This is a genomic window from Phenylobacterium sp. (assembly GCF_030651185.1).
In the GTDB taxonomy this organism is placed as follows: Bacteria; Pseudomonadota; Alphaproteobacteria; order Caulobacterales; family Caulobacteraceae; genus Phenylobacterium.
In genome coordinates this window covers 92120-107956 of record NZ_JAUSCJ010000013.1, presented here as the reverse complement: position 1 = coordinate 107956, position 15837 = coordinate 92120, and the positions used below count along the sequence as shown (strand labels likewise).

21 protein-coding genes are annotated in these 15837 nt (G+C 67.0%); 8 read left to right on the top strand and 13 right to left on the bottom strand.

All coding sequences use genetic code 11. The features are described 5' to 3' along the window. Nucleotide 1: 1 nt before the first annotated feature. Nucleotides 2–994 (bottom strand): ATP-binding cassette domain-containing protein, encoded by a 993-nt coding sequence (locus Q7J39_RS05645; protein ID WP_304821304.1) that lies wholly within the window; start codon nucleotides 992–994, stop codon nucleotides 2–4. A 127-nt stretch (nucleotides 995–1121) separates the two neighbouring features. On the opposite strand from Q7J39_RS05645, the gene Q7J39_RS05640 reads away from it, so the two are divergent. Both Q7J39_RS05640 and Q7J39_RS05635 read left to right on the top strand, forming a co-directional pair. Next, nucleotides 1122–1409, top strand: coding sequence for a hypothetical protein (locus Q7J39_RS05640; protein WP_304821302.1), 288 nt, complete (start codon nucleotides 1122–1124; stop codon nucleotides 1407–1409). Between the two features lie 101 nt (nucleotides 1410–1510). Beyond that, complete coding sequence (locus tag Q7J39_RS05635) at nucleotides 1511–1720, top strand: cold-shock protein (protein WP_215341185.1); 210 nt, start codon at nucleotides 1511–1513, stop codon at nucleotides 1718–1720. Nucleotides 1721–1827: 107 nt separating this feature from the next. Here the strand turns inward: Q7J39_RS05635 and Q7J39_RS05630 are convergent, their stop codons facing one another. The 3 genes from Q7J39_RS05630 to Q7J39_RS05620 all read right to left on the bottom strand — a co-directional run bounded on the left by Q7J39_RS05630 (nucleotide 1828) and on the right by Q7J39_RS05620 (nucleotide 3824). Next, entirely contained in the window at nucleotides 1828–2013 is a 186-nt protein-coding gene (locus Q7J39_RS05630; protein ID WP_304821300.1) for a hypothetical protein, read from the bottom strand. Nucleotides 2014–2155: 142 nt separating this feature from the next. Then, nucleotides 2156–3391 carry an acyl-CoA dehydrogenase family protein gene (locus Q7J39_RS05625; protein WP_215341183.1) on the bottom strand — a complete coding sequence of 412 codons (1236 nt, stop codon included), beginning with the start codon at nucleotides 3389–3391 and terminating at the stop codon, nucleotides 2156–2158. A gap of 79 nt (nucleotides 3392–3470) precedes the next feature. Further along, nucleotides 3471–3824 (bottom strand): DUF4180 domain-containing protein, encoded by a 354-nt coding sequence (locus Q7J39_RS05620; RefSeq protein WP_304821297.1) that lies wholly within the window; start codon nucleotides 3822–3824, stop codon nucleotides 3471–3473. 99 nt (nucleotides 3825–3923) lie between these two features. Between Q7J39_RS05620 and Q7J39_RS05615 the strand changes: the two genes are divergently transcribed. Together Q7J39_RS05615 and Q7J39_RS05610 are read left to right on the top strand one after the other, a co-directional pair. After that, nucleotides 3924–4433, top strand: coding sequence for a DUF1993 family protein (locus tag Q7J39_RS05615; RefSeq protein ID WP_304821295.1), 510 nt, complete (start codon nucleotides 3924–3926; stop codon nucleotides 4431–4433). 79 nt (nucleotides 4434–4512) lie between these two features. Next, on the top strand, nucleotides 4513–4725 hold the full coding sequence (locus Q7J39_RS05610; RefSeq protein WP_304775779.1) for an alkylphosphonate utilization protein: 213 nt from the start codon (nucleotides 4513–4515) through the stop codon (nucleotides 4723–4725). Here Q7J39_RS05610 and Q7J39_RS05605 read toward each other — a convergent pair. From Q7J39_RS05605 to Q7J39_RS05580, 6 genes are all read right to left on the bottom strand, one after another. Then, entirely contained in the window at nucleotides 4722–6542 is a 1821-nt protein-coding gene (locus Q7J39_RS05605) for an NAD(P)/FAD-dependent oxidoreductase (RefSeq protein ID WP_304821293.1), read from the bottom strand. The genes Q7J39_RS05610 and Q7J39_RS05605 overlap by 4 nt on opposite strands. An 82-nt stretch (nucleotides 6543–6624) precedes the next feature. Then, nucleotides 6625–7647, bottom strand: a complete 1023-nt coding sequence (locus Q7J39_RS05600; RefSeq protein ID WP_304821291.1) for an NADP-dependent oxidoreductase — start codon at nucleotides 7645–7647, stop codon at nucleotides 6625–6627. A 61-nt stretch (nucleotides 7648–7708) separates the two neighbouring features. After that, nucleotides 7709–9154 carry an MFS transporter gene (locus Q7J39_RS05595; protein ID WP_304821289.1) on the bottom strand — a complete coding sequence of 482 codons (1446 nt, stop codon included), beginning with the start codon at nucleotides 9152–9154 and terminating at the stop codon, nucleotides 7709–7711. Further along, nucleotides 9151–9591 carry a MarR family winged helix-turn-helix transcriptional regulator gene (locus Q7J39_RS05590; RefSeq protein ID WP_304821287.1) on the bottom strand — a complete coding sequence of 147 codons (441 nt, stop codon included), beginning with the start codon at nucleotides 9589–9591 and terminating at the stop codon, nucleotides 9151–9153. The genes Q7J39_RS05595 and Q7J39_RS05590 overlap by 4 nt, the downstream gene beginning before the upstream one ends. Before the next feature lie 57 nt (nucleotides 9592–9648). Beyond that, nucleotides 9649–10077 carry a hypothetical protein gene (locus Q7J39_RS05585; protein WP_304821285.1) on the bottom strand — a complete coding sequence of 143 codons (429 nt, stop codon included), beginning with the start codon at nucleotides 10075–10077 and terminating at the stop codon, nucleotides 9649–9651. An 80-nt stretch (nucleotides 10078–10157) separates the two neighbouring features. Further along, a complete protein-coding gene (locus Q7J39_RS05580; RefSeq protein WP_304821284.1) occupies nucleotides 10158–10799 on the bottom strand; it encodes a S24 family peptidase in 642 nt (213 codons plus the stop codon). A gap of 83 nt (nucleotides 10800–10882) precedes the next feature. Here Q7J39_RS05580 and Q7J39_RS05575 point away from each other — a divergent pair, with 83 nt between their 5' ends. The 3 genes from Q7J39_RS05575 (at nucleotide 10883) to Q7J39_RS05565 (ending at nucleotide 12618) form a co-directional block, all read left to right on the top strand. Beyond that, nucleotides 10883–11194 (top strand): hypothetical protein, encoded by a 312-nt coding sequence (locus Q7J39_RS05575; protein WP_304821282.1) that lies wholly within the window; start codon nucleotides 10883–10885, stop codon nucleotides 11192–11194. Beyond that, on the top strand, nucleotides 11191–11763 hold the full coding sequence (locus tag Q7J39_RS05570) for a hypothetical protein (protein ID WP_304821280.1): 573 nt from the start codon (nucleotides 11191–11193) through the stop codon (nucleotides 11761–11763). Before Q7J39_RS05575 ends, Q7J39_RS05570 begins: the two co-directional genes overlap by 4 nt. Before the next feature lie 99 nt (nucleotides 11764–11862). After that, nucleotides 11863–12618 carry an enoyl-CoA hydratase/isomerase family protein gene (locus Q7J39_RS05565; protein WP_304821278.1) on the top strand — a complete coding sequence of 252 codons (756 nt, stop codon included), beginning with the start codon at nucleotides 11863–11865 and terminating at the stop codon, nucleotides 12616–12618. A gap of 342 nt (nucleotides 12619–12960) precedes the next feature. Here the strand turns inward: Q7J39_RS05565 and Q7J39_RS05560 are convergent, their stop codons facing one another. Beyond that, nucleotides 12961–14043 carry a toll/interleukin-1 receptor domain-containing protein gene (locus Q7J39_RS05560; protein ID WP_304821276.1) on the bottom strand — a complete coding sequence of 361 codons (1083 nt, stop codon included), beginning with the start codon at nucleotides 14041–14043 and terminating at the stop codon, nucleotides 12961–12963. A gap of 172 nt (nucleotides 14044–14215) precedes the next feature. Next, nucleotides 14216–14386, bottom strand: a complete 171-nt coding sequence (locus tag Q7J39_RS05555; RefSeq protein WP_304821274.1) for a hypothetical protein — start codon at nucleotides 14384–14386, stop codon at nucleotides 14216–14218. Between the two features lie 319 nt (nucleotides 14387–14705). On the opposite strand from Q7J39_RS05555, the gene Q7J39_RS05550 reads away from it, so the two are divergent. Further along, nucleotides 14706–15110 carry an excalibur calcium-binding domain-containing protein gene (locus Q7J39_RS05550; RefSeq protein WP_304821272.1) on the top strand — a complete coding sequence of 135 codons (405 nt, stop codon included), beginning with the start codon at nucleotides 14706–14708 and terminating at the stop codon, nucleotides 15108–15110. A gap of 110 nt (nucleotides 15111–15220) precedes the next feature. Here Q7J39_RS05550 and greA read toward each other — a convergent pair whose 3' ends face one another. Then, entirely contained in the window at nucleotides 15221–15694 is a 474-nt protein-coding gene (greA, locus tag Q7J39_RS05545; RefSeq protein ID WP_304821270.1) for a transcription elongation factor GreA, read from the bottom strand. Between the last annotated feature and the right edge of the window lie 143 nt (nucleotides 15695–15837).

The following is a 15837-nucleotide window of genomic DNA, read 5'->3' as shown; positions in this document are numbered from 1 at the left end:
ATCACGCCTCGTTCGCGCCGTGCAGGTCGTAGAACTTGGCGATCACTTCCTCGATGGCCGGCTGCTCGACGTGGATGTCCTCCACCGCGTGGCGGGCGGTGATGGCGGCGATCAGGGCCGGGGCGGTGGTGATCCGCGGGTCGAAGGCCAGTTCCAGGGAGCGGCCGTCACGCTTGCGGACCTCGACGCCCGGCAGGTCGAGGGTGGGCGGGTCCCCCGCGAAGTCCACGAACAGACGCCGCTCGGCCAGGACATTGGCGCGCAGGGCCTCGAAGGGACTGTCGGCCAGCACCCGGCCATGGCCGATGACGATCACCCGCTGGGCCAGGGCCTCGATGTCGTGCATGTCGTGGGTGGTGAGCAGGACGGTTACGCCGCGCTCCTGGTTCAGCTTCTTGACGAACTCGCGGACCGCCAGCTTGGAGGGGGCGTCCAGGCCGATGGTGGGCTCGTCGAGGAACAGGATCGAGGGCTCGTGCAGCAGGGCCGCGGCGATCTCGGCGCGCATGCGCTGGCCGAGCGACAGTTGGCGCACTGGCTGGTCCAGCAGCTTCTCCAGCCGCAGCATGGCCACCAGTTCGTCGCGGGTAGTCCTGTAGCGCTTTGGATCTACTCGATAAATGTCCCGCAGCAGGTCGAACCCGTCGATCACCGGCAGGTCCCACCAGAGCTGGGTGCGCTGGCCAAACACCACCCCGATGCGGCCGACGTGCTTGATGCGGTCGGCATAGGGGACCAGGCCCTCGATCTCCACGCGGCCGGAGTCGGGCCGCAGGATGCCCGACAGGATCTTGATGGTGGTGGACTTGCCCGCCCCATTGGGTCCGATGAAACCCAGCAACTCGCCGCGCTCCAGGGAGAAGCTGACATCCTTCAGGGCTTGCACCGTGCGCCAGCGGCGGCGCACGAGGCCGCGCACGGCCCCGAACATGCCGGGGTCGCGTTCGGCCACGCGATAGGTCTTCGCCAGGTCCTGAACCAGGATCTGGGGCATGGGGGGCCGCCTTCGATTTCAAAGAAGAGGCGGGACGCTATGGGCCCGTCTCAACCACGTCAATGGCGCGGCTTCCGGTTTTCGCGCGCCGGCGCCAGGATGCCGACGGCCGGAAAGAGGGCTCGGAATGACCTTCACCAAGAAGCTGCGCGAACCGATCATGCGCGGCGAGATCACCTGTAGCGTGCGCATCTGGCGGAGCCCTCGCGTGAAGCTCGGCGGACGCTACCGGCTGGGGGAGGGCGCGGTGGAGGTGACCGCTCTGCGCCAGATTGAACTGTCTGATATCACGCCACAATTGGCGAGGGACTCGGGGTTCGATGGCGTGGTGGACCTGCTGAAGACCGCCAAGCATGGCGCCGGCGAAAAGGTCTATCTGGTGGGCTTCGAGTACCGCCCGGACACCACTTTTTGAACACTGAAACCCAGGATTCCGAACGGGCCGGGAATTTTGCACGCTTGCGTCTTTGACCGTCCTCTGCCACTGCGGATTCACTCACTTTGATAGGGACGACAATGGCGACTGGTACTGTGAAGTGGTTCAACGGAACCAAGGGTTATGGCTTCATCGCTCCTGAGGGCGGTGGCGGCGACGTTTTCGTCCACATCTCGGCGGTTGAACGCGCGGGCCTCGGCGGACTGAACGAAGGTGACAAGGTCAGCTTCGAAGTCGAGCGTGACCGCAAGAGCGGCAAGGATTCTGCCGCTCAGCTGCAAATCCTCTAGTTCTCGACGGCGGGGCCGCCGGCTTCCGGCGCGCCCCGTCTTCTTGATCTCTACCGACCTGATCCACCGGGCTTCGGCCCAGGTGTTTTTTCATGTCCGGCTATTGGCTAGCCCGGCGCGCCCTTGGCGGTGTCGCGGCGGGCCTTTTCCAGCTCCGGGCCCTCGGGCCCGTCCAGAGCCTCCCGGGCTTCCTGGGCCTTGTCTTCGACGGCGCCCGTCCGCACGAATTTTTCCTCGGCCTCGCGGAAGCGCCGCGCGGCCTCGTAGTCGCCTTCACCTTGAATCTTGCCCATGGGCCTGTCCTCCTCTGGTTCTGTCCAGAGGAACCCGGCGCGCGCGGAGAGGGTTCCGGCGCGCCGGCTCTCGCATATATCTGGAGCCTGATTCACCGCATCGGAGGAACCGCGAAGCGGTTCCTCCTCAACGGATCAGGCTCTAGAGCAGGTCGCCGCCGGCCGCCGAGGCGGTGGTGCCGAACTGTTCATAGGCCTTGATGACATTGCGGCCGACCGTCCAGCGGTGGACCTCGTCAGGCCCGTCCACCAGCCGCTGCGAGCGGATGTGGGTGTACCAGGCGGCCAGGGGCGTGTCGGTGGAGTAGCCGAGCGCGCCGTGCAGCTGGATGGCGGTGTCGACGACCTTGTGCACCATGTGGGCCAGGAACACCTTGGCGATGGAGTTCTCCTGCCGCAGGTCCATGCCGCGCTCGGCCTTGTAGGCGATGTGCAGCAGCATCAGGCGGGCCATGTAGAGCTCGCTGGCGCAGTCGGCGAGCATCCACTGGACGCCCTGGCGCTCCGACAGCTTCTTGCCGAAGGTCTCGCGCTGGGTGACGTGGGCCGCGGCCATGTCCAGGGCCCGCTGGGCCATGGCGACATTGTGCATGCCGTGGCGCAGGCGGCCATAGGCCAGGCGGTGCTGGCCCATGTTGAACCCCTGGCCTTCACCCCCCAGCAGGTTCTCGGCCGGGATCACCAGGTCCTTGATCTCGATCTCGGAGTGGCCGCCGCCCATGATGTGGCTGAGCGGGCCTTCCTTGGCCATGGTGCCGATGTCGCGCTTGATGATGTAGCCGGGGTTCGGCAGCTCGACGATGAAGGTCGAATAGCGCTGGTGACGCGGGGCGTCGGGGTCGGTCATGGCCATGACCACCGCCATGTCGGCGGCGCTGGCGGCCGAGGAGAACCACTTCTCGCCGTTGAGGATGTAGTTCTCGTTGCCGTCTTTCACGGCCCGGGTCTGCATGCCGGTGGCGTCGGCGCCGGCGGCCTTCTCGGTCATCGAGTAGCAGACGCGCTTCTCACCGTTCAGCAGCGGCTTGAGGTACTTCTCCTTCTGGAACTCGGTGCCGTGGGCCAGCAGGGTCAGCATGGTGGCGTCGTCGGGGCCCTGGCTGTTCATCGACAGGGCGCCGAGGTGGCTCTCACCGAGTTCCATCTGCACCAGGGCGTTTGCGAGCGGGCCCAGGCCCATGCCGCCGTACTCCTTGGGGATGAAGGGCAGCCAGAGGCCGGCGGCGCGAGCCTTGGTCCGTAGTTCGGCCAGGACGGTCTTGAAGGACTCCTTGTCCACCAGGCGCTTCTCGGCGGGGATGCATTCGTCGTGCACCCACTGGCGCACCTTGGCGCGGATGGCCTTGGCGTCTGCTGGAATCTCGAAGTCGATGGACATGGTCGCTCTCCGCCCTGTGGTTTTCTGGTTGGGCGAGAAGGTCGGCCGATCATGGGCAGGGCGCAAGCCTGCCCTGGCGTCAGAGGCGGGCGGCCAGGGCCTCCAGGTCCTCGACGAACCAAAGGTGGCGGCCGCGGTTGGACTCGTAGACGAAGTCGCGCAGGGCGGTGCTGGTGGCGACGTGGGCCGAGATGTCGCCGACGATGGCCAGGGCTGCGCCGTAGTTGACGAACTTCTGCACGAACTCGCCGGCCAGGCGGGTGCTGAGGTCGAAGAATTCGTCGGTCAGCCGGGCGGCGGGGAGGGCGATCACCGCGACCTCAGCCCCATAGGCGTCGCCGATGATGTCGGTGGCGTCGCGGGCGCTGGAGAGGGCCGCGCCCTGGGCGTCGCACAGCCAGATACGGGCGCCGTTGAGGATCTGAAGGCTCATGGTCGGGTCACCGTCGGGCAATGGTCGCGCTTGGCGCCTTCATACCCCATATGAGCGGCGATGGCCCACGGTGGGCCAGCCCCGTTCCAAGGACGCCTCATGTCGATCTCCCTCCACCAAGCCTCGATCCCGCTCTTCGTGCGTGGCCTGAAGAACCTCGCCAGCCTGCTGGAGAAGGGCGCGGCCCATGCGGCGGAAAAGGGGATCGACCCCTCGGAACTGATCGAGGCGCGGCTGGCCCCCGATATGCTGGCCCTGGCCGCCCAGGTGCAGCGCACCAGCGACACCGCCAAGCTCTCCGGCGAGCGCCTGAGCGGGATCGAGTCCCCGAAGATGGCGGACGAGGAGACCACCTTCCCGCAGTTGCAGGAACGCATCGCCAAGACCATCGCCTATCTGGAAAGCCTGCCTGTGGCGGATGTGGACGCCGGCGAAGGCCGCACCATCACCCTCAACTTCGGGCCGGTGAAGCCGACCTTCAGCGGCGCGGACTACCTGTTCGGCTTCGCCCTGCCGAACTTCTATTTCCACGTGGTGACCGCCCACGGCATCCTGCGCCACAAGGGCGTCGAGGTCGGCAAGCGCGACTATCTGGGCGCCGTCGGCTAGGGCTCTGCGGGGCGGCCGGCTTGTGGGCGGGCCGCCCAGCCCTTAAAGCACAGCTCTTCGCTGTGCAGGAATTCCGACCATGAACGTTCGCGACGCCAATGGCGCCCTCCTGGTCGAAGGCGACTCCGTCACCCTGATCAAGGACCTGAAGGTCAAGGGGACCACGGTCACCCTGAAGCGCGGAACCCTGATCAAGAACATCCGCCTGACCGACGACGAGACCCAGATCGAGTGCCGCGCCGAGAAGGTGAAGGACCTGGTCCTGAAGACCGAGTTCGTGAAGAAGGCTTAGTTCCGGCTCAGCTCCAGGCCCTGGAGTCCGCCTTCGGCGCGCCACGCTTCCAGCACCTTGATGAAGGCGGCCGGCCCCGCCCCGTAGGAGCCGTTGCGGACGGCCAGGTCCGACGGCTTGCCCTCGTTGTTGTAGTAGCCGGGGGTGCATTCCTCCTGGAACTTCTGGCGCATGATGGCCAGGGACAGGATGGTCTCCACCCACTTGTCCTCGGCCTCCCGGGAGGCCTCGACGGTGCGCACCTGGTGGTCGAGGGCGTGGCTGACGATGTAGGCGAAGTGCTTGGACTGCTCGTTCATCATGTGCGGGAAGTTGGCGGTGAAGCCGGACTGCGCATTGGAGAAGATGAAGCAGTTGGGGAAGCCACGGGTGTGCATCCCGTGCAGGGTGGACAGGCCGTCCCTCCACTTCTCGGTGAGGGTCAGGCCGTCCTTGCCGTGGACCTCGTAGCCGGCGCGGCGGGTGTAGTCGGTGCCGACCTCAAAGCCGGTGGCATAGATCAGGCAGTCGAGGTCGTAGTGGCGGCCGTTGGCCCAGACCCCGGTCTCGTCGATGCGTTCGACGCCCATCCCGTTGGTGTCGATCAGGTGGACGTTGGGGCGGTTGAAGGTGGCCAGGTAGTCGTCGTGGAAGCAGGGGCGCTTGCAGAACTGGTTGTAGTAGGGCTTCAGCGCCTCGGCCGTTGAACGGTCGCCGACCACGGAGTCCACGCGGGCGCGGATCTGCTCCATCTTCTTGAAGTCGGCCAGTTGCATCAGTTCGGAGGGATCAACCGGGCCGCCGGATTTCTCGGCCCGCTGGCGGGCGACGAGGCCCAGGTTGCGGATGATGTCGGTCCAGCCATCGTTGACCAGGTCTTCTTCCTGGTAGCCGCCCGACAGCAGGATGTTGAAGTTGTCCATCCGGCGCTGCTGCCAGCCCGGCTCCAGGCTCCCCGCCCACTCCGGATCGGTGGGGGTGTTGTTGCGCACGTCGATGGAGGAGGGGGTGCGCTGGAAGACGAACAGCTCGCCCGCGCCTTCCCCCAGGTGGGGCACGCACTGCACCGCCGTGGCGCCGGTGCCGATGATGCCGACGCGCTTGCCGGCCAGGCCGGTCAGGCCGCCGAAGCTGTCGCCACCGGTATAGGCATAGTCCCAGCGGCTGGTGTGGAAGGTGTGGCCCTTGAAGGTGTCGACGCCGGGGATGCCGGGCAGCTTGGGCCGATGCAGCGGCCCGTTGGCCATGGCCACGAAGCGGGCCTTCATGCGGTCGCCGCGGTTGGTCTCGATGATCCAGCGTGACGAGGCCTCGTCCCAGGTCATGTTGGTGACCTCGGTCTGGAAGCAGGCGTTGTCGTAGAGGCCGAACTTCTCTCCGATGGCGCGGCTGTGGGCCAGGATCTCGGGCGCGCGGGTGTACTTCTCCCGCGGCATGAAGCCGACTTCCTCAAGCAGCGGCAGGTAGATGTAGCTCTCGATATCGCAGGCCGCGCCGGGATAGCGGTTCCAGTACCAGGTGCCGCCGAAGTCGCCGCCCTTCTCGATGACCCGGATGTCCTGGACCCCGGCCTCGCGCAGCCGGGCGCCGGCCAGCAGGCCGCCGAAGCCACCGCCGATCACCACCACCTCGACCTCGTCGGTCAACGGCGCGCGGGTGAAGCCCGGGGCGACATAGGGGTCTTCGAGGTAGTGGGCGTAGTCGCCGGCGATCTCGACATACTGCGCGTTGGCGTCGTCGCGCAGGCGCTTGTCGCGCTCGGCGCGGTACTTGTCGCGCAGGGCGGCGGGATCGAAGCCGAGGTCTCCGGCCGGCGGGGCGAGGGTGGTGTCCGACATGCGCTTCTCCCTGGGCTCTCTGGCCTGTTGACCCGATTGGGCGACGGCTTGCCCCACGTAAGGCAAGCCGTCATCGCGCCCCTCAGGTGTTGGGCTCGGGGCTGACCCGCACCAGCAGCTTGCCGTCGTGGGCGCCGGTGAAGAGCAGCTTCACCGCCTCGGCGGCGTTTTCCAGGCCGTCGACCGCGTGGGTCTTCCACTTGAGTTGGCCCGACGCCACCAGCGGGATCAGCTCGGCCATCGCCTCGGCGGCGCGGGGCAGGTAGTCGATGACGATGAAGCCCTTGATGAGGATGCGGCGCATCAGGACGCGGGCGAAGTCCTTCGGTCCGGGAATCTGGCCGTCGATATTGTAGGTGGAGATCATGCCGCACAGGGCCATGCGGCTGAAATTGTTCATGCGGGCGATGACGGCGTCCATGATCTCGCCGCCGACGTTCTCGAAGTCGATGTCGATCCCATTGGGGCAGTGACGGTCGAGGGCGGCGCCCACGTCCTCGTTGCGGTAGTCGATGGCCGCGTCGAAGCCGAGCTCCTCGGTGAGCCAGCGGCACTTCTCAGGACTGCCGGCGATGCCGATGACCCGGCAGCCCTTCAGCTTGGCCAGCTGGCCGACGATGGAGCCGACCGCGCCGGCGGCGGCGGAGACCACGACGGTTTCACCGGGCTGCGGCTTGCCGATGTCCATCAGGCCGAACCAGGCGGTGAGGCCGGTGGCGCCGAGCACGCTCATATAGGCGGTCATCGGGACGCCGGGGATCTGCAGACTGGGGCGGGCCATGGCGGCTGGCAGGACGGTGTAGTCCTGCCAGCCGCCCAGGCCGGGATTGACGATCTGGCCAACCTGGAGGTCGGGGCTGTTGGATTGCTCCACCACGCCGATGACGCCGCCGCGCATGACGTCGCCGATCTCGACCGGCGGCAGGTACTGGTCCTGGTCGCTCATCCAGATGCGGTTGGTGGGGTCGAGGGAGAGATAGGTGGTGCGGACCAGGACCTCGCCGTCCTTGAGCTCCGGGGTCTGGGTCTCGATCAGTTCGAGGTCTTCCGGGCCGATCTCGCCGGTCGGGCGGCGGCGCAGGATCCACTGGCGGTTGGTCGGCATCGGACATCTCCCTTGTTCGTTGGAGAGACGATGCCGACCGCACGCCGGGGAAGTCGAGGGTTTAGCTACTCGCCCGACCGTTCATCTCGTCGCCGGCGTTCTTCGGCAGGGGGATGAAGAACAGGATCGAGATGAAGGTGATGGCGCCGATGATCACGAAGGCGGGCGCAATGGTGGCCGCCGTCATCTGGGTCTGGCCCTGGGCGACCATCAGCATGTGCAGCAGCAGGGCGGCCAGGCCGATGCCGATGGACTGCACCAGCTGCTGGGCCATGGAGGAGGTGGTCGACGCCCGGCTCATCTGGTGCTGCTCGATCTCGGCATAGGCCAGGCCGTTGAGGCTGGTGAACTGCAGGGACCGGAAGAAGCCGCCGATGGCCAGGACCGCCAACATGATCCAGTGCGGGGTCGAGGGCTTGAAGAGGCCGTAGGCCATGAAGCTGACGCCGACGATGACGGCGTTGACCAGCAGCACGGTGCGGAAGCCGTAGCGGCGCAGGATCGGCGGGGCGGTGGTCTTCATCACCAGGGCGCCGGCGGCGCTGATGAAGGTCATCAGGCCGGCCTGGAAGGCCGAGAGGCCAAAGCCGATCTGCAGCAACATGGCCAGCAGGAAGGGGGTCGCCCCCATGGCCACCCGCATGAAGGCGCCGCCGATCACCGAGGCCCGGAAGGTCACCAGGTTGAAGATGGAGAGGTCGATGATGGCGTGGGGATTACCCTTGGCGTGGAAGCGATAGGCCACCAGGGCGGCTATGCTGCCCAGGAAAAGCGCGGCCACCACGCCGGGGGGCAGGGCGTCGCGGCCGATGTTCTCAAAGCCGAAGATCAGGCCGGCCAGACCCAGGCCCGTGAGCAGGATGCCGATCCAGTCGATGGGGGAGACATCCTGTTCCTTCACATTGGGAACATAGGCGCGGACCAGCAGCACGCCGGCGACGGCGATGGGCAGGTTCATGAAGAAGATCCAGCGCCAGTCGAAGAAGGTGACGATGGCGCCGCCGACCACGGGGCCAATCACCGGGCCCAGCAGGGCCGGCATGGTCAGGACTGACATGGCGCCCACCAGCTCGTTCTTCGGCGTCGTGCGCAGCAGGACCAGGCGCCCGACGGGCCCCATCATGGCGCCGGCCATGCCCTGGAAGATGCGGGCGATGACCAGCTGGTTGAGGTCCTGGGCGAAGCCGCAGGCGGCTGAGGACAGGGCGAAGAGCACCATGGCGATCATGAAGATGCGCTTGGCCCCGAACTTGTCGGCCACCCAGCCGCTGATGGGCAGGAAGACCGCCGAGGCCAGCAGGAACATGGTGATGGCCAGGTTCAGGCGCAGAGGGTCCTCGTCCAGGGCCTTGGCCATGGTGGGCAGGGCGTTGGAGATCACCGTGGCGTTGAGGGTCTGCATCAGCATGGCCGAGCCGATGATGGCCGGGATCATCCAGCCGCGGGTCGTCGCGGTGGTGGCCGGGGGGGCGGCCTGGGCTTCGACGGGGCCCTCGATCTCGCTCATGCTTCAAGGCTCAGCAGTTGGAGGAGGGGGCCGGCGGCGGCGTCGAGCTGGGCCCGGGCTTGCGGCGGCAGCTGGGCTAGGCGGGCGGCCAGCCAGTCGTTGCGGCGCCGGCGGATCTCGTCGAGCCGGGCCTGGCCGGTGGAGGTGACGGCGAGACCCGATCGGCGGCCATCGGTGGCGCTGTCGGCGCGGGCGATCCAGCCGGCCGCCTCCAGCCGCTTGATGTGGCCGCTCATGGTGGGGCGCGACAGCTGTTCGCGGTCGGCCAAGTCGCAGACCCCGATGCCAGGGTCGCGGGCGATCTGGTTGAGCAGCAGGGCGTCGAGGGCCGAGACGCCGGCCTTCTGAGCCTCCTGGCGCAGGCGGCGCGAGACCCGCAGCAGGGCCGGCCGCAGGGTTTCGGCCAGGGCGACGGGGTCTTCGGTGAGGGTGGGCATCGCGTCCCGCATGGATAGTTAGGTTGTCGAACTACCTATAATCCGGCGGTAGAGGGGTCAAGGCGGCAGATCCCGAACCGCGCGCCGCGCGGCGCGGACACCGGCGATCAGGGCCAGGGCCTGGCGGCGCAGGTCGCGCGCGATGGCCTCGCAGGTCTCAGCTTCATCCTGAAAACCCCGGGCGGCGGCTTGGCGGGCGCGTTCGCCGCCCGCATGGAGGTTCCGCGCCGCCGTCTGGACCTGAGCAACCGCGCTGACGAAGCGGCCCTGGGCGCTGTCGCGCCACTGGCGTCGCGCCGCGAGCTTGGCGCGGGCGGCGGTCAGGAGATCGGCCTCCGTGCGGCGGTCGGAGGGCGCCGGGGCCAGGCCCGACCAGGCGACGCCGCTGGCGCGCCGCGCCTCCCGCGCGCTCCCGTCACACCGCGTCCGATCCAGGGCGCGCTCGGCGATCAGCAGGTTGATGAACTCGGGATGGTGATCTTCCATCGTGAAGATGTATAAAAACTACAGTTTTTCGCCAAGGCGAATCTGAGATTTCTTGCCCAGGCGGACCACCTGGGGGCGAGCTAGCCGCGGATGATGATCCGGCGCGCCTGGTAGGGCGGGATGATCGCGGTGATGTGGGCGGCCCATCGCAGCCGGGCGTCGTGGCGGGTGGGGCCGGCCAGGCTCTCCAGGTCGAAGCGGCCGGGCTCGCTGCCGCGCAGCAGGCGCTTGACCAGGACCTCGTCGGTGTCGGTCTCCACCACCACGACGTGACCCAGCATGTCGGGGGTGGGGGGCGTGCGTTGGTCTTCAAAATAAATCAGCGCGCCATCGTCGGCGAGACCGCGCATGGAGTGGCCGGAGACCTGGACGGCGACGGCGTTTTCCGTGCCCCCAGGCGGGATCGGGGCCAGGTCGTCAGCCTCCTGGCCGGTGGCGTAGAGGATGGTCCCCTCGGGGTTGGCGCCCACCATGCCGATCACCTTGACCAGGCCCGGCCCCGCGCCCGGCCGCATGGCGCCCGAGGCGTCATAGAGCCATTCGGGGCGGACCCCGAAGGCGGCGGCGTACTCCTTGGCCTTGCGGTAGGAGAAGGCGGCGTTGCCGTTCTCGTTGGAGGCGTAGGTGTTGCGGTTCCAGCCGAAGGCCTCGGCCGCCGCCGCGGCGGTGTCGAAGCCCTTTTCGGTGCGGGCGGCGCGGAGGCGTTGGCAGCGTTCGTCCATGCCCTGAAACCTAAAGTGGAAAGTCTGTACAGAAAATACAGGTTCATCTTGCTCGTTCCCTGTATGTTCTATACAGTTTCTGAATGCAACGGGAAAACGCCATACCAAGGCCCGCCGACGGGCAAGATTACGCGGCCCTACGTCAAAGTGGGACGTCTCCCCTCCGCGCCAGGACACAGCTGGGTCTCGAGGATTGGCAGGCCAGACGGTTCGAGAAGCTGTTCCGGGCCCGCACGGCGCGGGGCTGCGGGGACAACCAGCTGCCGAAGTTCGCGCGGCACGAGGCCCATGTGGCGGCGGTGCTGGCGGCGGGGGGCTTCTGGGCCTTCTCCGAGCGGCGGATCGGCCGCGACGGGGTGGCGGTCTGCCTGCCGATGATCGGGCCGCGCCCATGAGCCGCACGGCCCATCTGGCGCGTCTGGAGCGCGAGCGTCTGCTGGCCCTGGAGCGGCGGGGCAGGGCCCGCGCCGAGGCCCTGGCCGTCCGTCAGGGGATCGCCGAGAGCGTGGCCCTTTCGGCGGCGCGCGGCGCGGCCATCGAGGCGCCCCCGCGCAAACCGCATCGCCGGCAGGCCGGGCTGGAGTGGCTGGTCCGGCAAGGGCGGCTGAACGATCAGCAGAAGCGGGCGGGCGAGCGCTATGGGACCTATTACCGCCGGGCGGGGGCCGGGGCGGCCCTGGGGTCGAGCCTGGACATCAAGCAGGGCGACAATCCGCAGGGGACCCCGCTCACCGAGGTGCTGGCCCAGGCCGAGGCGCGGGCCGTGGCCGCCGCCAAGCTCGCCCTCTATCGCCGCCGGTTGCACCAGCATCCGACCCTGCTGGCCGCCTGCGACCTGGTGTGCGGCCAAGAGCTGACCCCGCGGGAGGCCGCCCGCACCGACCGCGAGGCCGGGCGGTTGGAGGCGGTGCTGGAGGTGGCGCTCGACCTGCTGGCCGACGAGGGCGGCGCGCCGGGGGCGTGACCCGGCCCCCTGATATTCAAGGTGACTTCCGTTAGGACTCCCGTGCCTGATCGCGCAAAGGCCCGGGCCACTCGGGCGGAACAGGGCAGGGAGGCCGGCATGGCGGATCAAGATGTGTTGCTCGTGGAACGTCGGGGCGAGACCGACTTTGTGACGCTGAACCGGCCCGACCGGCTGAACGCCCTGAACCAGCCGCTGTCGGACGCCCTGCTGGCCTATTTCGAGGCCCGGCGGCGCGACACCGAGTGCCGGGTCATCGTGCTGGCCGGGGCGGGCCGCGCCTTCTCCTCCGGCGCGGACCTCAAGGCCGGCGGCCAGCCCGACCGGCTGCGCGACGGGCCCAATGGCGACTGGATGCTGCGCGACACCTTGAAGGCCATGCGCGCTTGCCCGCAGCCGATCATCGCCCTGGTGCACGGCGCGGCGGCCGGGGGCGGCCTGGCCATAGCCTTGGCCGCCGACGTGATCGTGGCCGGGGCCAGCGCGGCCTTCCATCCGGCCTTCATCAAGATCGGGCTGTCGGGCTCGGAGCTGGCGGTGAGCTGGCGCCTGCAGCGGACCATGGGGATTTCGCGGACCCGCGAGATGCTGCTGACCGGCGAGCCGATGAACGCCGAGGAGGCGCATCGCGTGGGCCTGGTCTCCAAGGTGATCCCCGATCAGGCCCTGGCCGCCGAGGGCGAGCGCCTGGCGACCGCCATGCTGAAGGCGGGGCCGGACGCCCTGCGCATCTCCAAGCGCACCTTCGATGCGACCCTGGAGGGGATGAGCTTCGACGCGGCGTTGGAGCTGGAGGAGCGGGGGCAGATCCAGATGATCCGGGGACGTACGGCGGCGGTCGCGATGCCGGGGTAGGGGGCGGGGCGTATGAGATAGCTCGATCTGATCGCCCGTCAGGGCGCGCTCTATTTCAGGCGGCGTCACCGCAATGGCGCGGGAGTGGGGATCGGATCGGTTCGTGGGGTTCGTGAGGTTCGTGGTTCCAATTCTTGAAGCTGCGTAGCCGGCAGGTTTGATAAGATTGTCCACGAACCTCACGAACCTCACGAACGGGTTCGACACCGCGCATCGGGAGTTTCGGTGGCGCTGTTTTAAGAAACTCAGTCCGATCGTCCTCAGGGGCCGCGCTGGCTAGGCGCGAGGACGTGCGGCGGACGACCTATTTCATGCAGTGTCACCGTAATTCCCTGACCGCCGTCAGAATGCGACCTCTCTGGTCGCGCCTTGCTCCTGAATCTCCCGGCCTGCGAACTCGAACCTTCTCCCCGTGGCCCGCTCCAGGAACTTCAGCAGCCTGTTGTTGTGGTTCACCAGATAGATGGCGCCGTGCAGCTGATCGTTGCGCCGGAATGCGTCGGTGATCGCCGCCAGCTGCGCGTCCGTCAGCTTGTCGACGATTTCCGCCATCCGATCGAAGCGGGCCTTCGCATCGTAGAAGGACGGAGCTTCAAAGAAGCTCTGGATGGTGATCTCCTGGAGGCGCTCCCGACGGCCCAGCGCATCTGCGATGAGGCGGAACAGATCCGCGGCAGACGCTGCGGGACTGTCGAGGCTGCCCTTCAGCGCCTGCTGATTGGAGACGAACCCGGGAGGGTCTTTGCGGCCGAGCTTGAAGCTGACGATCGGGATCTGCGTGCCGAGCGCGTAGCCGACTTCCTGGTTCGTCCAAACGCTTTCGTCGAAGTCGTCGGTGAGGAAGACCAGCATGACCTCCATGGTCTGCAAGCCCTTCATGATCTCGGCCCGCCACTCGGTCATCGGCTTGATCGTATCGTGTGCGACGAAGCAGGAGACGCCGTAGGGCTCGAGGGCATCTGACAGCCCGCGGGCCGCCGCCTTATGCTGATCGCGGTGACTGATAAAAACACGGGCGTGACCGGGTCTCCAGAAGGCGACGCTCGACGGATCTACGGAGCGCCGTCCGGAGAACGGGGTTGCCATCTGGAACTCGACGTCGCCCTCGTCTTGCAGTTCCAAGTAGACGGCGCAGTACCACTCGTTGGTTGCGGACTTCGCCAGCTTGTTGAGGTCGTCGCGGATCTGCTCGCCCAGTGCGGAGGCTTCATCGAGGTCAACCTCGAGGAAACGGTCCGGTGGCAGGTAGAGCTTGACCGCATGACCGTACGTACCGCCGTTCCAGTTGTCGTACTCGGCATCTTCTTCCACGTAGTAGGTGGAGGAGCCGATGATGCCGGCCAGGGCTGTTCTGCCCGTGCGCCTGTAGAGCGCTTCGAGATGGCGGAGGTGAGCATGCACCTTCGAAGGGAGGACTCTCGACAATTTCGACCCCGGCGATTGCGGACACTCTCCGCATATAAGTTGTGCTCTCCGCTCTACACAGCGCCGTCATCGGTCTTGTCCACAGGCGATCCGGCGGGGATTGTCCGCTTCCCGACGTAATCCCGACGTCCGCTCCTGGCGCACGACGGACCAAAATGGTTTGCCGGCGTCATCAGAACAGCCCGAAGAGACCACCCGCGACCGGCGAGTAGGCCAGCGCCGCCATCAGCGCGATGATAACCACCACGCCCAGGATGCCCCATGGCCCTGACGCCTCAGCATCGATGAAACGTGCAATCTTCACCCGGAGGGTGTTCGCTTTAGAGGGTCTTTGGTCCGCCATTCCAGCTCCTACGATTTTCGCAGCGAGCAGGCATGCAGGCACAATTTTTCGCCCCTCGTGGTCTCCACCCATGGGGGCGGCGAGAGGGTAAATGTGAGCTGTTAACGTGCTTTGATTCGTTTCCAGCGATCAAGAGCTACCTACTTCCGCCCAGCAGCGTTCACCGATGAATTGGAATCGGCGGTGGCCCACGGTGATCGTCCGCTTCTTGGCGCCGCGCCAACTTCCGCTCCTGGCGCAAAGCCGCCCAATTCCCCTGCGCGCGGCGCTAACCTTCTCTGTTCAGTCCGGGTTGGTGATTGCCGGACAGGATGGGCGCATGGCGGCTCACCACAACAGCACGCGCCGGCTCGAAGGTCATGGCAGCGAGGAACGGCTGATCCGGCTGCGGAGCAGATTCCGCGCGGCTGCGCCCAGAGCGCGCCTTTGGCCCCAGGCGCGCGGGAGGCTTGGTGATCTGGGGCGAAGCCTTCTGATTGTCTACTGGCTGGGCTGCGTTGTGGTCATCGCAGTCGGCGTGAACAGGATCTATCCCGACCTCTGGCCAAGGGTGCAGCGGGTGCTGCCTGGCCCCAAGGTCGACCAGCCTTTCCCGAGCTGTCGCGCGGCCCATGCGGCGGGCGTCTACAACATCCCGATCTGGTCGCCTGGCTACACGTCCGAGCAAGACGGCGACGGTGACGGGAAGGCCTGCGAGCCTCCACGCGGGTACAGGAATTTCTAGGCTGTTTTGAATGTCCGCCTGTGAGCCGAACGCCAACTTCCGCCGCTGGCGCATCAAGGACTCAGCGGTTCGACCGTTCGTGATGCATCTCCGTTCGGAGGCTTCGCGGCTCAAACCCACTCCACCTTGGTGATCTCGTACGCCTTCAAGCCACCGGGAATTCGCACCTCGACGACGTCACCGCTCTCCTTGCCGATCATGGCGCGGGCGATGGGGGAGGTGATCGAGATGCGGCCCTCTTTCACGTCCGCCTCATGCTCACCCACGATCTGGTAGCGGGCCTGGTCGTCTGTATCCTGGTCGATCACCGAGACGGTGGCGCCGAACTTGATCTGGGTTCCGGAGAGCTTGGTGACGTCGATGACCTGCGCGCGCGCGATCATGTCGCCAATCTGAACAATCTGTCCTTCGATCCACCCCTGCCGATCCTTTGCGGAATGGTACTCGGCGTTCTCCTTCAGGTCGCCGTGGAGGCGCGCCTCGCCGATCGCGACGGTCACGGCGGGCCGATCGATGGTCTTGAGCCGCTTCAAGTCTTCGTCCAGGGCGCGATAGCCCTGAACCGTCATAGGCACTTTATCCATAGCGATGGGTCACTCGGCTCGGTTTCGGGGAGGACGCCGGCGGCAGGCGCAGACGTCCGTGACGGGGTCGGGATGGTGATCCACGACTTGAGCAAGTCGTCGAGGGCCGCGTCTCGTTAGCACAACGACCGTGGGGATTGGGC